Below are 14,161 nucleotides of genomic sequence, written 5' to 3'. Positions count from 1 at the left end.
TCAATACTTTACCTCAGCACCCTACCCGCAGGTACGCGCATAACCCCATAAGAATGAATACTTTGACACTAAAACACGGAGTGGGAGATACCCGGAGAGAGCACGCGGAGCAGGCAAAAGTTGCTAAACTATAAGACCGTGACCAATCTGGCAACCATCGAAGCCGAACCTCTCCAGGCTGCTGCGCCTCGCCCCAAGGTGGGCTTCGTCTCCCTCGGCTGCCCCAAAAACCTCGTCGACTCCGAGGTCATGATGGGCCTGCTCCACCACAACGGAGCCGAGCTCACTCCCCGCGCCGAAGACGCCGAGATTATCGTCATCAACACCTGCAGCTTCATCGACTCGGCCAAGCAGGAGTCGGTCAACACCATCCTCGAGATGGTCCAGCACAAGCGTCAGTTCGGAGGCAAAGCCCAGCGCATCGTTGTCGCCGGCTGCCTCGTCGAGCGCTACCGCGACGAGATCCAGAAGAACATCCCCGAGGTGGACGCAGTCGTCGGCACCGGCGAGCTTGAAGCCATCCTCGCCGCAGCGGGCCTCACGCCCAGCGGCCATGCGCAGACTAACTCGCCCTTCAACATCCTCCCGCAGGGCACACCCGAGGCAACCATCCACACCCACGCCATCAGCATGTCCCAGACCGACGGCGAAGTCGCGCAGCTCGAAGCGACCAGCATGCAGGCTGGACAGAATCTGATCGATCGTGCCCCCAGCGCCGTCTCGCAGCACTCGCGCCCACTCGCCGATCCCGAGCACGACCGCGAGATTGCCCCGCAGCTCCGCATTGTGCAGTCGCTCGCCGAGACCGGCACGACCCACGGCGACGAGCCGCTGAATCACACCGGCGACCACATCGCCCACTTGCCTGCCGGCATCGATGCAGGCAACACCAGCCGTCCCGAAGGCGACCTCCGACAGCAGCAAGGCCGCTTCTCCCGCGAGTCATGGGACGGTGCCACAGCCGCACTCCCCGAGTACCTCTATAACGACGCCACCCCGCGCATCCTCACCACGCCGCGCGCGTCGGCCTACATTAAGATCGCCGAAGGCTGCGATCACCCCTGCAGTTTCTGCATCATCCCGCAGCTTCGCGGCAAGTTCCGCTCGCGCCGCATGTCGTCGATCATCGCCGAAGCGGAAAACCTCATCAAGCAAGGCGTTCGCGAGATCACACTCATTGGTCAGGACACGACCTGTTACGGCGAAGACCTCGGCTTCACCGACGGCCTCGCGACGCTACTCGACGCGCTCGCCGTACTCCCCGGCCTGCGCTGGCTGCGCTTCCTCTACACCTATCCCAACAAGGTCACCGCGCGTCTACTCGAGACGATGGCGAAGCACGACACCATCGCAAAATATCTCGACGTGCCCCTACAACACGCGAGCGCCAGCGTCCTCAAGACGATGAAGCGCGGCGGCAACGCGCAGATCTTTCTCGATCTCATCGCGAAGGCTCGCCGCATCGTCCCCGGCATCGTCATTCGCACCAGCTTCATCGTCGGCTTCCCCGGCGAAACCGAAGCCGACTACAAAGAGCTCGAAGCCTTCATCACCGCCGCGAAGATTGACTGGCTTGGCGTCTTCACCTACTCCGACGAGGAGGGCGCCAAGGCTTTCGAACTTCCCGACGAAACAAAGCTCCCCAACCGCACTATCCAGGCGCGCCGCCGCAAGCTGATGAAGCTTCAACAAAAGATCAGCACCAAATCCAAGGCCGAGTGGGTAGGCCGCGAGATCGACCTCCTCGTCGAAGGCGAATCAGAAGAGACTGAACTTCTCTGGGAGGGTCGCACCTCGCTCCACGCGCCCGAGATAGACGGCAAGGTCTTCATCAACGACTTCGGTCCGCACGAAACCCTCGTCCCCGGCACCTTCTACCGCGCCGAGATCACCGAGTCCCACGACTACGACGTAGTCGCCCGCATCCTCGAATAAGAGCGCGCAACTATCGCGAAGAAGCGACAACCTCCAGCAGCAGATTGTCTCCATCCCGCATCTCAAGCCTCTTGCCGACTCTGTTCAAGGTGATTGTTCCCCCGGACGAGCTCAACGAAGTGCCGTTCTCAAAGCCATAGAGCCCCGAAGCCGTCGTCGAAAAGACTCCCATCGCTCGCGGCACAGAAGATCCCGCCGCACCCGCAGGCAGGCTGTACACGCCGTAGTAGTCCGCGCTCCCAACCGTGCGCAATCCGCTTCCAACCACAGGACCAACCCAGCCCGACCGGACCACCTGGTCGCCCCCCACCTGCGCCGTCGTCCAACTCGCCTCACTCGAATTCCCACGGTCCGAGCCACCCTGCACCGGCAAGAACGTATCCCCCACCTGTACAAAGTTTGCAATCGCAATCGCCCAGATCACGACCGCGACGGTCTGCTTCCGGTAACGCAGGCTGGTGAACTCGATCGACAGAACCGATGGCGAGGCAGCCGTTCCGTCTCCCGCCACCGACGCGACAATCTTGCCCTCTAACTCCGCACCGCGATCGAGGTAAATCACCGCAGTCACTGGCACTCGCTGGGTCGTCTTGACAACCACCGTCGATCCAACGCGCGTCTTTCCCGCACGCAGCCTTCTACCCAGCCGCACCGGCAACGTCACCCCCGCCGGCAGAGGCTCCAGAGTCGTTACCGATACACTTCGCTGCGCACTCCCTGAAGCACTCGCACTGCTTGAAGCACTCGAAGCCGCAACGAAAAGGAGCAAACCCGCCAGGAGGCGACCACCTGCCCAGCCTGCGGATAGATTCGTGCAGTAACGAAGCGCTCCCAGCATCCCAGTCTCCTCCACCCGAAAACAGTGTCCTCCACCTGAAACTTTAGATGCGTAGTTCGCATCCACCCACAGGAGTTAAAATAGAGTTGCTATGTCTAACAAATCTCCCGATGCAAAGATCAAGACCCTCCGCTGCCCCACCTGCCGCAACATCGTCCTTGCCACCGGCGAAGACTTCCCCTTCTGCTCCGACCGCTGCCGCCGCATCGACCTCGGCAAATGGGCCAGTGGAGACTACAAGATCTCCACGCCCATCCAGGACCCCGATCTTCTCGAAGAGCTCGCCCGCTCGAACAAGCACAATCGCCAGAACGACGACGACGTGAACTAGTGGCGAACTCCAACATCCAGACCCATCCGCCCTCCGAAAAGAAGACCCTCTGGGCGTGGGCCATCGGCACCTTCTTCGGAGCAGGCCTGCTGAAGCCCGGCCCCGGCACCTACGGCAGCATATCCGCGGTCCTCCTCTGGTACGCCGCGGCCCACCTCCTGCATCCGGCTCCAGTCGCCTTCGCAATCGGCACCACCATCGCCGCGATCCTCGCCACGCTCATCGGCATCCCCGCCGCCACCATCGTCGCCCACGAGTCCGGCCGCGAAGATCCCGGCCACGTCGTCATCGACGAGGTCGCCGGCCAACTCATCGCCCTCATCGCCATCCCAGCCGACTGGCAACACGCCGCAATCTCGCTCCTGCTCTTTCGCTTCTTCGATATCCTCAAGCCGCCGCCCATCCGCCAGCTCGAGCGCCTCCCCGGCGGCACCGGCATCATGCTCGACGACGTAGGCGCCGGCCTCTTCGCTCTCGCCATCGCGCAACTCATTCATCTCTTCTTTTAGGAACGACTGTCCTGCCGGACGGGCGCCCTGCGCGGGCAGCGGTCACTTCGTGACGCGTATACCGGTCCCGGCAGGGTCAGCAGCCCAGTTCCTCCCGATGGTCGGAATCATCTTTTTCCGACCATCGGGAGGACCCACGCAGATCACCTACCCCAACAAGATATACAAGTCACGAAGTGACCGCCCCGCGCGCAGCGGGCCCGTCCTGCCGGACACCTTGCACTCCCATCCACGCCGGTCTACGCTAAAACAGCCATGACCACACTCCGTTCGCTCCTCACCCCCGACAAGCCCGACGCCCCCGCCCCGCACCTGGACCGCGTCAAGCCCCCCGCGGCCATGCCCGGCGGCGAGATCGAGGTTCACGGCGCACACCTCGAGCCCCGCGACACCCTCGTCCCGCGAGCGACCATCGGCGACATCTCCGCTCCACTCCTGCTTAGCCGCCCCACCCGCGCCACCATCCGCGTCCCCGAGGGAACCATCACCGGCGACCTGATCCTGCATCGCAGCGGCCAGTCCAGCAATCCGCTACCAGTACGCGTCGCAGTGCCCATGGCGGAAAATCTCCACCCCGTCGCCAACCCCGCGGTCGACGCCGACGGCAACGTCTACGCCACCGTCTCCGGCTCGCGCGGCCAGGCCGTTCCGGTATCAATCTTCCAGATCCAGCGCGACTTCCAAATCCGCCCCTTCGTCCGCGACCTCATGAACGCCACCGGCCTCGCCTTCGGTCCCGACGGCTACCTCTACGCCAGCTCCCGCGCCGAGGGCACCGTCTATCGCATCTCCCCAGAGGGCGCCATGTCCACCTACGCCGAAGGCATGGGCATCGCCACCGGCATCGCCTTCGACCGCGACGGCAACCTCTTCGTCGGCGACCGCTCCGGCACTATCTTCAAGATCGGCCGCGCCAACATCGACGGCACCAGCGGCGAGATCTTCGTCTACGCCACGCTCGAACCCAGCATCGCAGCCTACCATCTCGCCTTCAACGATGCCGGCACGCTTTTCGTCACCGGACCCACCACCTCCTCCAACCAGGTCATCCACGCCATCGACCGCGACGGCAACGCCACCATCTTCTACCAGGGCCTTGGCCGCGCCCAGGGCATGGCCATCGACGTGGACGACAATCTCTACGTGGCCGCCAGCCTCCACGGACAGCGCGGCATCATCCGCATCGACCGCCACCATCAGGCCACCCTCGTCGTCTCTGGCAGCAACCTCGTAGGCCTTGCGTTCCTCGAGGACGGCAACGCGACCCTCGCCACCCGCGACGCTCTCTACCACGTAGCCATGGACGTCGAAGGACGCAGTCTCATCTAGCCTGTCCTCATACCGTTACGCGCGGCAAGCTCTGCTTCCATTACTGAGTGTGGTGCAGCGTTGCCCTCGATCCTGTCGCCAGATCGACCCCGCATCGGTAAAATCGGTACTAACCAGGAATCCTCTACTCTGGACACGATCTGGATGTGCAAGGCGTGCGTGAGGAAAATACTTTGGAATTGCGGCTTTACAACAGGCTCTTATTTCGGCTCCTCGCTCTACCCATTGCAGCACTTGCCATTCTCGCTCTGGTCCTTGGATACGGTCTGCAACGCGTCGAAGAAAGCGCGGACGCCATCGACCGCGCCGACGTGGTCATTCTCCACGGCAACCGGCTGATCAAACTCATCCTCGACGAAGAGACTGGCCTGCGTGGATTTCTCCTCACCCGCAATCCCGTCTACCTCGAGCCCTTACACTCCGCCGACCTGCAGATCGAGCCCGAGTTCGACACGCTCTTCTCGCTGGTTCACCGCCCCGATCAAGTCGCCCGTCTGCGCCGTATTCAGGCCGAGCACAAGCAGTGGGAGCTCACCGCCTATCACGAGATCGACTCCTTCCCGAAAGAGCCCGCCGTCCTCGATCAGGATCTCCTCGAGCGCAAGCAGGAGATGGACAATCTACGCGCCCAGATGGATGAGTTCCTGAATATCGTCACCGAGCGCCGCGCCGTCCGTTCCGCCGAAAATATCCTCGTCAATCGAAACGCCAGGATCATCCTTGTCCTCACTGCCGCACTCATCGCAGGTCTTCTCGCATGGGAGACGCGAAGAATCTTCCACCTGCTCACCGCCGCCTACAACCAGCAGGTCAGAGAGATCCAGCAACGCGGCGACGAATCCTACGCACGCGAGCAGTGGCTCAACACCACCATCCGAAGTATCGGAGACGCCGTCATCGCCTGCGACACCGAGGGCAACATCGTCTTCATGAACCTTGTCGCGGAGCGGCTCACCGGCTGGAAGGAAGAAGAGTCCCACGGGGTCTCGCTGCACACCGTCTTCCCCATCTTCAACGAGGACACTCGCGCCGCGGTCGAAAATCCAGTCGACAAGGTGCGTCGCCTCGGCACGGTCGTCGGCCTGGCCAACCACACCTACCTCGTCTCCAAAGACGGCACCGAGATCTGTATCGACGACAGCGGCGCGCCGATTCGCGACAGCTCCGGAAAGATCGTCGGCATCGTCCTCGTCTTCCGCGACATCACCGAGCGTCGCATGTCCGAGAGCGCGCTCATGCGTGCCGAAAAACTCGCCGCCGCTGGCCGTCTCGCCGCCTCGATGGCGCACGAGGTCAACAATCCTCTCGAAGGCCTCACCAACCTCGTCTATATCGCCCGCCGCTCCGACGAGCTCGACGAGATTCGCCACCTTCTCTCGCAAGCTGAGAGCGAACTCAACCGAATCGCCCATATCACCCGCCAGTCGCTCGGCTTCTATCGCGAAACCTCTCTCGCCGCGCACTTCAAGCCCGCCACCGTCGTCCACGAGGTCAGCGACTTCTACCACGCCCGCGCCGCAGCTCTCGGTGTAACCCTCCTCGTCAACACCACCACCGAGCGTGAGGTTCTGGGCACTGCCGGAGAACTTCGCCAGATCCTCTCCAATCTCATCGCCAACGGCCTCGACGCGTGCTCCAGGGGAGACACCATCCGCCTCGAAGCAAGCGCAGCCACCGATCCCCGGGACTCCAGGCGTCAAGGCGTTCGCATCACCATCGCCGACACCGGACAAGGCATCCTTCCCGAGCACATCAACAGCGTCTTCGAACCCTTCTTTACCACGAAAAAAGAGACAGGCACCGGCCTCGGCCTGTGGGTCTCGCGCGAACTCGTCGAAAAGCACGGCGGCAGCCTGCGCGTCCGCTCGCGCACCCTCACCCCGGGATGCGGCACAGTCTTCTCCCTCTTCCTGCCCGTCCAGGGAGGGCGACACCCAGCCGCGGAACTCAACGGACATCAGCCACAGAACAACCTCGCATAAGCATAATTAGCCGCAAGTTAATTGCCCGCTGCGTCAGGCCCCTGTGCGTCATCTTATGCATAGGGGGTTACTTTATGACGAATAACACCGACCACGCCTCACCCGCCGACTCCGCAGTCGTCGCCTCTGCAGTCTTCGATATCCAAAAGATCGCCGCCAGCTTTCCAGACCGCGCCGACACCATGCTGATCGACACCCGTCTCACCGACGAACCGCACGCCAGCTCCCGCGTCTTCCGCGTCTACCGTCCCGTCGCGGCGCACTATCACGCCACCTGCGACGAATACCTCTCCGTTCTCTCCGGCCGGGCAAAGTTTTTCCTTGGCGAAGCACCAACCTTCGAGGTCAGCCTCGGCCAGCTCATCTTCTTCAAGCAGGGCACCATCCACGGTATCCCGGAGATCCTCGAAGAGCCATTCGTCGTCTTAGCCGTCGACACTCCGCGCCGCGATCCCAGCGACGTCCACTTCGTAAACCCCGCCGACGGCACGCCCGAAAGCTTCATCGAGAGCAAGCGCCTGTATTGAATCTCCACAAAACTCACTCGGCAACCCATATCATCATTTACAGAGCCACACGCAAAGCCTGGAAGGCCCACCATCCCTCATGATCGCTGAAATCATCGCTGTCGGCTCCGAGATGCTCACACCCCACCGGCAGGACACCAACTCCCTCTACCTCACCGACGGCCTCAACGACCTCGGCGTCCAGGTCGCCTTCAAGACCATCGTCGGCGACAACCTCTCCCACCTCACCAGCGCCGCCTCCATCGCCATCACGCGCGCCGACATCGTCCTCTTCTCCGGCGGCCTCGGCCCCACCGAAGACGATCTCACCCGCGAAGCCGTCGCCGCCGCGCTCAACCTCACACTGCGCTCCGACCCCGCCATCCTCACCCAGCTCCACAAGCGCTTCGCCGCCCGCCAGATGGTCATGCCGCCCAACAACGCCAAACAGTCCGACGTGCTCGACGGCGCCACCATCCTCGACAACCTTACCGGCAGCGCCCCAGGCCAGTTCCTCGACATCACCGTCCTCGACGCCAGCGGCCAGCCCGTCCGCAAGATCGTCATCCTCCTCCCCGGCCCGCCCAGAGAGCTGAAGCCTCTCTTCGATACCGAGGTCAAACCCCGCCTCGCCGCCGCTCTCCCCCCGCGCCACCTCGCCAAGCGCCTCCTCCGCATGGCCCTCATCCCCGAGTCGCACGTCGACGCGAGAACCGCGCCCATCTACCAGCAATACCTCGATGTCCAGACCACCATCCTCGCCGGCTCAGGCGAGATCCAGCTCCACTTCCTCTGCGCCAAACCCACCCTCGCCGAAGCCCAGCGCCGCGTCGACGAGCTCGCCGAAAAGATCGAAGCCGAGATGGAAGACTCCATCTTCTCCTCCCACGGCGAATCCCTCGAAGAGGTCGTGCTCCTCAACCTCGGCCTTCGCGACCTCACCCTCGCCACCGCCGAGAGCTGCACCGGCGGCCTCCTCGCCCAGCGTCTCACCGCCATCGCCGGCAGCTCGCGTTACTTCCTCGGCGGCGCAGTCGTCTACAGCGACGCGCTCAAAACCATCTTCGCCGACGTCCCCGCCCAGCTCGTCGCCACTAAAGGCCCGGTCTCCCCTGAAGTAGCGCGCGCCCTCGCCGAAGGCATCCGCTCCCGCACCGGAGCCTCTCTCGGCATCTCCATCACCTGCATCGCCGGTCCCGGCCCCGGAGCTCCCGGCCCCGACGCCGACAAACCCATCGGCCTCGTCTACATCGCACTCGCCAGCACTCAAAACACCCAGGTCAAAGAGCTCAACCTCCGCGGCGACCGCGAGATGATCCGCTGGTGGGCCAGCCAGCACGCTCTCGAACTGATCCGCCACCACATCCTCTAGCCTGCACTTCGCAACTCACCCGCCGCACCTGCATCGAGCCCGAACACAAGCCGTAAGACCATTCTCATCCGCACTTGCTAAACTCATTCGGACGACAATGAACCCCTGGCTCCTCTCCATTCCGCTCGCCTACCTCCTCGGGTCCATCCCCTTCGGCTATTTGCTCGTAAAAATCTTTCGCAATGAAGACATTCGCGCCACCGGCAGCGGCAACATCGGCGCCACCAACGTAGCCCGCAGTGGAGCCAAAGGCCTCGGCATCGCCACGCTCCTGCTCGACGTCGGCAAGTCCTTCCTCGCCGTAAAAATCGCCCAGCATCTAGCGCCCGGCAACTACGACCTCGCCGTCATCACCGCCGTCGCCGCTATCCTCGGACACGTCTTCCCCATCTGGCTCGGCTTCCGCGGCGGCAAAGGCGTCGCCAGCGCTCTCGGCGTCATGCTTGCCCTCAGCCTGGCAGCAGCAGCCTGTACCTTCGGCGTATTTCTGGTCGTCGTGCTTCTCACCCGTTACGTCTCCCTCGCTTCGATGATCGGCTCAGCCACCTTCCCGCTCTTCGGCCTCTACTTCCTGCCGCAACGAACTCCCCTCGTCATCGCTGGCCTCGTCTTCATTCCGCTTCTCGTCATCGTCAAGCATCACCAGAACATTCGCCGCCTTCTCGCAGGCACCGAGAGCCGCTTCGGCAAGAAAAAGGGGGGAGAGTGAGCCGAATCGCCGTCCTGGGCGCAGGCGCCTGGGGTACCGCCCTCGCCCTCTCCCTCGCCCGTCGCGGAGGACACCAGCTCTTTCTCTGGTCTCACTCCCCCGCCCTCGCCCAGCAGCTCAGTGAAGCCGGCGAAAATCTGCCCTATCTCCCCGGCTTCACCCTGCCTGTTGATATCCACGTCACCTCCGACCTCCCACGCGCCATCTTCGAGGCCGACATCCTCCTCTGCGTCACGCCCTCGCAACATCTGCGCGGCGTCCTCACCCACATCGCCCCCCTGCTCACCCGCGACCAGATCATCCTCAGCGGCAGCAAAGGCATCGAGGAGACCAGCTTCCTCCGCATGTCCCAGGTCGTCGCATCCGTCACGCGCAATCCCTTCGCTGTCCTCAGCGGCCCCTCCTTCGCGCAGGAGGTCGCAGCCGGCATGCCCACCGCAGTCGTCGTCGCCTCCGAGACCCCCCAGGTCGCCCAGACCATCCAGCGCGACTTCACCTCGTCCAGCCTGCGCGTCTACACCAACGAGGACGTCCCCGGCGTCGAGCTCGGCGGCTCGCTCAAAAACGTCATCGCCCTCGCCGCCGGCGTCGCCAACGGCCTCAACCTCGGCCACAACTCCTCCGCCGCCCTCATCACCCGAGGCATCGCCGAGATGACCCGGCTCGCCGTAGCCTGCGGTGGCCGCCGTCAAACTCTCGCGGGTCTCTCCGGCGCAGGCGACCTCATCCTCACCTGCACCGGCTCGCTCTCACGCAACCGCGCCGTCGGCATCGAACTCGGCCGCGGCCGCCAGCTGCCGGACATCATCGCCGGCCTCAACGGCAAAGTCGCCGAAGGCGTTCGCAGCACCGCCGCCGCCCTCGGCCTCGCCGCACGCTATGCCGTCGAGATGCCCATCACCCAGCAGGTCGATGCTATCCTCCACCACAACAAAAGCCCCAGAGAGGCCATCCGCGAACTCATGGCCCGCCCCGGCCGCGACGAATAGCCTCTGCAGATGTGCAAGCCTAATTCTCCTTCCGACCAGCGGGAGGACCGAAGTTACCAGCCCCGCCGAGAAAAGGTATACAAGTCACGAAGCGACCGCACGCCGCGCAGGCGGTCCGTCCGGCAGGACGCCAGCCATATCTTCATCCGCAGCTGGCACACAGGCCGTTTTGCGCTAAGCTGGTACGCATGCATGATCACGAGCACGGACACATCCCTCCCCCGGACCTTCCCCGACACAAGACCTACATGGGATTCCGTCCGCACATCTTCATCGGCGGCCTCGTCCTCATTGCAATTCTCTTCCTCTATCTCCTTCTGCTTGTGCGCCCCTCGGTCTGGCCGTCTCACGCCGCTCCCGCTCCAGCATCTACCTCTGCGCCAAACTAATCTCGACCCTCTCGCATCGAATCGCCTCAGGTCATGCAAATCTAATCGCCAGTCAATGCATCCAACACCTCATGAGCCAACCGCAACCTTCCAACAGCGACCCCCATCCTGAAGAGCGAACCAGCGACTCCTCCTTCCTTCCTGTCGTCATCGCCTTCGCCGTGGCAATTCTCGTCATCATGGTCGCGGCCATCATCTTCATCAAGACAAGACAGACCAAAGCCATCCCAAACCCAAAAGAACCGCACCCAACCTCGCAGGTCATGCCAGCCGGCCCATCGATCAAACCGGCCGACGCGATCAAACTAAGACGCGATCAAACTAAGCTGAGACACACTCTGGTCTGAACACGCTGTCTCGAAAACTACAAGGAACAAGCATGAAGATCCTCGTCGTCGGTGCTGGTGCCGTAGGCGGTTACTTCGGAACACGTCTCGCGCAAGCCGGTCGCGATGTCACCTTTCTCGTCAGACCCGCTCGAGCGCAGCAACTCCAACGCGATGGCCTCCGCATCCTAAGCCCACATGGTGATGCAACTCTCAAGCCGAAGACCATCACAAGCAGCGAGATCACCAGTCCCTACGACGTCATCTTTCTCAGCGTAAAAGCCCAGGCGCTCGATCAGGCGATCAAAGATATGACACACGCCGTCGGCCCGGACACGATGATCTATCCAGTACTCAACGGCATGCGCCACATGAACACACTCGTCCAAAGCTTCGGCGAACAAGCCGTTCTCGGGGGCGTCTGCATGGTCTCCACAGACCTCGACGAACAGGGACGCATCGTGCAGATCACTCCCATGCAAAAGCTCATCTACGGCGAGCGCAGCGGAGAACTCACCCCTCGCATCCGCACACTCGACGCAATGTTCCACGACGCGAGCTTCGACACGGAGCTCTCCCTCAACATCACCCAGGCCATGTGGGACAAGTGGGTCATCATCGCCTCTCTCGGACTTATCACCTGTCTGCTCGGCGGTCCCATCGGTGAGATCAACAGAGTCCCCGACGGTGAACAGACCGCACTGCAGGCGCTGGAGGAGTGTGCCGCAATCGCCAAGGCCTGCGGCTTCCCCACCCCGCAACCGCTGCTGGAAAACCTTCGCAAACAAGCCACCATGAAAGACTCGCAGTTCACCTCGTCCATGTACCGCGACCTGCAAAAAGGCACTCCCGTCGAGGTCGACACCATCCTCGGCGACCTGCTCGACCACGGCCACGCCCACCACCTCGAAGCGTCTCTGCTCCAGGCCTGCTGCGTCCGCCTCCGCGTCTACCAGAACTCCCTAAAGGCAGAAAAGCACTAGCGGTCGCCCACACCCACTCGGCTCAGCACGTCTAAGGTGGTTTCGCTGCGGGAATATGAGGAAATTTGAAACATCGATAGAACTTATTTATTCGTCATCTCGACCGAAGTCGCGCAGTCTCATCGCGCGACGCAGTGGATTGCGGCCACATCTCTCAGTTGCAGCGAACCGATGCATTCTGCGGTATCCGTCAAGATCCCGGTATTTCGTCTTTACATCTGCGATCGCTTGTCCTCTTCACGCGGAAACCGCTCCTAACTCAACCCGAACACCATCTCCTCGATCAACGGAGGTCGCTGGTCAAAGTCGCTATATCGAATCCATCGCGGACGAACAACAAAGTAAACCAGCCCCGGCCAGCTTTGACGACTCGGCCCATCCGGCCACGCAGAGAAGTAGACATTCTTGTACCGCATCAGTTCCTCACCCACCGGCAGAGACGCCTCACCTTCCAACTGCACCGTCTGCTCTCCCTCCCATCCCACCACAAAGGAGGCCTTTGGATTCGAGGTAAGGTTCCTGTACTTGCGTGTGCTGTTCAGAGTATCGAAGACAATCTCAAGATCTTCCGTCACCGCTATCCCCACAAGGGCCGACTGCGGCACACCCTCCCCCGAGATGCTTCCCAACACCCCCAGCGTGTGACCTGCGAGGAACTCGTAAAGCTCCGCCTTCGTCATAATCGTCATCACCAAAGATAAGCCCGCCACCGCGAAAGTCAACGATCCAAAGAGCGCTGAGGGCCATACCTCCAACATTGCTAAACTAACAAGAGCATGGCTTTTTCTCTCTTCGGCAAACGCGACAAATCCGACCAGCAACCCGACCAGCCCACCGCAGTAGCTTCAGAGCCGCAGGAGCCGAAGCGCGGACTCTTCGACCGCATGAAGCAGGCGGTCACCCGCACCCGCGAGTCCTTCTCCGAATCCATCAGCTCCGTCATCGCCCTCACCCGCGAGGTCGACGAGACCACCCTGGTCAATCTCGAGCCTCTCCTGCTCGCCGCCGACCTCGGCGCCCCCACCACTGCCCTCGTCATGGAGAACCTCCGCCGGCGCGCCCTCCGCGTCGGCATCCAGGGCGGCGACGACCTCAAGCGTCTCCTCAGGGCCGAGCTCAAGCAGGTCCTCGACAGCGTAGCCCGCCCTATCACCCACCCCGCCACACCGCCCGAGGTCATCATGATGGTCGGGGTCAACGGCACCGGCAAGACCACCACCACGGGCAAGCTCGCCGCGTACTTCACCGCGCAGGGCCGCACCGTCCTGCTCTGCGCCGCCGACACCTTCCGCGCGGCCGCCATCGAACAACTCGAAGTCTGGGCCCAGCGCTCTGACGTTCAGATCATCAAAACCAAACAGGGCGGCGACCCCTCAGCCGCGCTCTACGACGCATGCGCCGCCGCCAAAGCCCGCAACACCCAAGTCCTCATCGTCGACACCGCTGGCCGCCTCCACACCAAGACCGACCTGATGAAAGAGCTGGACAAGATGCGCCGCACCGCAGAGAAGTTAGTCCCCGGCGCCCCGCACCAGACCCTCCTCGTCATGGACGCAACGACAGGTCAAAATGGGTTGACCCAGGCCCGCCTCTTCACCGAAGCCGCCCACGTCACCGGCATCGTCCTCACCAAACTCGATGGCACTGCCAAAGGCGGGATCGTCCTGGCCATAGCCACCGAACTGAAACTTCCCGTCGTCTACGCAGGCATAGGCGAAAAGCTCGAAGACATCATCCCCTTCGACAGCGGCAGCTTCATCGACTCCCTCCTCGACTAAAATCCCATAACGATGAACGACACTACAACTCCAGTGGATTATCAGGCTGCATGGCGGGCATACAACCGTCGCTGGTTGACAGCATGTATTTCACTTCCTGTTGGAGCGATTCTGGCGGTTTTATTGACGACGTATTGGCGTCACCTCAACGTATTCGAATTCATGCCGATCTGTGTGGGGCCTTA

At 62.5% G+C, this 14,161-nt stretch carries 15 protein-coding genes; 13 read left to right on the top strand and 2 right to left on the bottom strand.

The genetic code is table 11. From position 1 onward, the window contains the following. The first annotated feature begins 138 nt into the window (after nt 1–138). Nucleotides 139–1,935, top strand: a complete 1,797-nt coding sequence (rimO, locus tag HDF10_RS05135) for a 30S ribosomal protein S12 methylthiotransferase RimO (RefSeq protein ID WP_311732680.1) — start codon at nt 139–141, stop codon at nt 1,933–1,935. A gap of 10 nt (nt 1,936–1,945) precedes the next feature. Here rimO and HDF10_RS05130 read toward each other — a convergent pair whose 3' ends face one another. Continuing rightward, nucleotides 1,946–2,773 (bottom strand): hypothetical protein, encoded by an 828-nt coding sequence (locus tag HDF10_RS05130; RefSeq protein ID WP_183811050.1) that lies wholly within the window; start codon nt 2,771–2,773, stop codon nt 1,946–1,948. A gap of 91 nt (nt 2,774–2,864) precedes the next feature. Here HDF10_RS05130 and HDF10_RS05125 point away from each other — a divergent pair, with 91 nt between their 5' ends. The 11 genes from HDF10_RS05125 to HDF10_RS05075 all read left to right on the top strand — a co-directional run bounded on the left by HDF10_RS05125 (nt 2,865) and on the right by HDF10_RS05075 (nt 12,198). Continuing rightward, nucleotides 2,865–3,104 carry a DNA gyrase inhibitor YacG gene (locus tag HDF10_RS05125; RefSeq protein WP_183811048.1) on the top strand — a complete coding sequence of 80 codons (240 nt, stop codon included), beginning with the start codon at nt 2,865–2,867 and terminating at the stop codon, nt 3,102–3,104. After that, the gene (locus HDF10_RS05120; protein WP_311732668.1) at nt 3,104–3,613 is read left to right on the top strand and encodes a phosphatidylglycerophosphatase A family protein; all 510 of its coding nucleotides are present in this window, start codon (nt 3,104–3,106) and stop codon (nt 3,611–3,613) included. The genes HDF10_RS05125 and HDF10_RS05120 overlap by 1 nt, the downstream gene beginning before the upstream one ends. 255 nt (nt 3,614–3,868) lie before the next feature. Continuing rightward, on the top strand, nt 3,869–4,942 hold the full coding sequence (locus HDF10_RS05115; protein WP_183811044.1) for a Vgb family protein: 1,074 nt from the start codon (nt 3,869–3,871) through the stop codon (nt 4,940–4,942). Between the two features lie 173 nt (nt 4,943–5,115). Beyond that, complete coding sequence (locus HDF10_RS05110) at nt 5,116–6,924, top strand: ATP-binding protein (protein WP_183811042.1); 1,809 nt, start codon at nt 5,116–5,118, stop codon at nt 6,922–6,924. 74 nt (nt 6,925–6,998) lie between these two features. Then, nucleotides 6,999–7,451: a cupin domain-containing protein gene (locus HDF10_RS05105; RefSeq protein ID WP_183811040.1), complete on the top strand. Its 453-nt coding sequence runs from the start codon at nt 6,999–7,001 to the stop codon at nt 7,449–7,451. Nucleotides 7,452–7,530: 79 nt separating this feature from the next. Continuing rightward, nucleotides 7,531–8,802: a competence/damage-inducible protein A gene (locus HDF10_RS05100; protein ID WP_183811038.1), complete on the top strand. Its 1,272-nt coding sequence runs from the start codon at nt 7,531–7,533 to the stop codon at nt 8,800–8,802. A 97-nt stretch (nt 8,803–8,899) separates the two neighbouring features. Next, nucleotides 8,900–9,511 (top strand): glycerol-3-phosphate 1-O-acyltransferase PlsY, encoded by a 612-nt coding sequence (plsY, locus tag HDF10_RS05095; RefSeq protein ID WP_183811036.1) that lies wholly within the window; start codon nt 8,900–8,902, stop codon nt 9,509–9,511. Then, entirely contained in the window at nt 9,508–10,500 is a 993-nt protein-coding gene (locus HDF10_RS05090; RefSeq protein WP_183811034.1) for an NAD(P)H-dependent glycerol-3-phosphate dehydrogenase, read from the top strand. The genes plsY and HDF10_RS05090 overlap by 4 nt, the downstream gene beginning before the upstream one ends. Nucleotides 10,501–10,748: 248 nt before the next feature. Next, complete coding sequence (locus HDF10_RS05085; RefSeq protein ID WP_183811032.1) at nt 10,749–10,889, top strand: hypothetical protein; 141 nt, start codon at nt 10,749–10,751, stop codon at nt 10,887–10,889. 71 nt (nt 10,890–10,960) lie between these two features. Beyond that, a complete protein-coding gene (locus tag HDF10_RS05080; RefSeq protein ID WP_183811030.1) occupies nt 10,961–11,236 on the top strand; it encodes a hypothetical protein in 276 nt (91 codons plus the stop codon). A gap of 32 nt (nt 11,237–11,268) precedes the next feature. Continuing rightward, nucleotides 11,269–12,198 carry a ketopantoate reductase family protein gene (locus HDF10_RS05075; protein WP_183811028.1) on the top strand — a complete coding sequence of 310 codons (930 nt, stop codon included), beginning with the start codon at nt 11,269–11,271 and terminating at the stop codon, nt 12,196–12,198. 254 nt (nt 12,199–12,452) lie between these two features. Here HDF10_RS05075 and HDF10_RS05070 read toward each other — a convergent pair whose 3' ends face one another. Beyond that, a complete protein-coding gene (locus HDF10_RS05070) occupies nt 12,453–12,887 on the bottom strand; it encodes a pyridoxamine 5'-phosphate oxidase family protein (protein ID WP_260177614.1) in 435 nt (144 codons plus the stop codon). Nucleotides 12,888–12,974: 87 nt separating this feature from the next. Between HDF10_RS05070 and ftsY the strand changes: the two genes are divergently transcribed. After that, entirely contained in the window at nt 12,975–13,976 is a 1,002-nt protein-coding gene (gene ftsY, locus HDF10_RS05065) for a signal recognition particle-docking protein FtsY (protein ID WP_183811026.1), read from the top strand. Nucleotides 13,977–14,161: the final 185 nt, after the last annotated feature.

It is taken from the genome of Tunturiibacter empetritectus (assembly GCF_014201375.1).
Classification (GTDB): Bacteria; Acidobacteriota; Terriglobia; order Terriglobales; family Acidobacteriaceae; genus Edaphobacter; species Edaphobacter lichenicola_D.
Note: the sequence above shows the minus strand (reverse complement) of the source record. Positions and strands in the feature narration are given on the sequence as shown.

Coding starts and splice junctions, on each gene's coding strand:
- HDF10_RS05130 (WP_183811050.1), bottom strand. CDS start 2,773: ATGCTGGGAGCGCTTCGTTACTGCACGAATCTATCCGCAGGCTGGGCA.
- HDF10_RS05125 (WP_183811048.1), top strand. CDS start 2,865: ATGTCTAACAAATCTCCCGATGCAAAGATCAAGACCCTCCGCTGCCCC.
- HDF10_RS05115 (WP_183811044.1), top strand. CDS start 3,869: ATGACCACACTCCGTTCGCTCCTCACCCCCGACAAGCCCGACGCCCCC.
- HDF10_RS05105 (WP_183811040.1), top strand. CDS start 6,999: ATGACGAATAACACCGACCACGCCTCACCCGCCGACTCCGCAGTCGTC.
- HDF10_RS05100 (WP_183811038.1), top strand. CDS start 7,531: ATGATCGCTGAAATCATCGCTGTCGGCTCCGAGATGCTCACACCCCAC.
- plsY (WP_183811036.1), top strand. CDS start 8,900: ATGAACCCCTGGCTCCTCTCCATTCCGCTCGCCTACCTCCTCGGGTCC.
- HDF10_RS05085 (WP_183811032.1), top strand. CDS start 10,749: ATGGGATTCCGTCCGCACATCTTCATCGGCGGCCTCGTCCTCATTGCA.
- HDF10_RS05080 (WP_183811030.1), top strand. CDS start 10,961: ATGAGCCAACCGCAACCTTCCAACAGCGACCCCCATCCTGAAGAGCGA.
- HDF10_RS05075 (WP_183811028.1), top strand. CDS start 11,269: ATGAAGATCCTCGTCGTCGGTGCTGGTGCCGTAGGCGGTTACTTCGGA.
- HDF10_RS05070 (WP_260177614.1), bottom strand. CDS start 12,887: ATGACGATTATGACGAAGGCGGAGCTTTACGAGTTCCTCGCAGGTCAC.
- ftsY (WP_183811026.1), top strand. CDS start 12,975: ATGGCTTTTTCTCTCTTCGGCAAACGCGACAAATCCGACCAGCAACCC.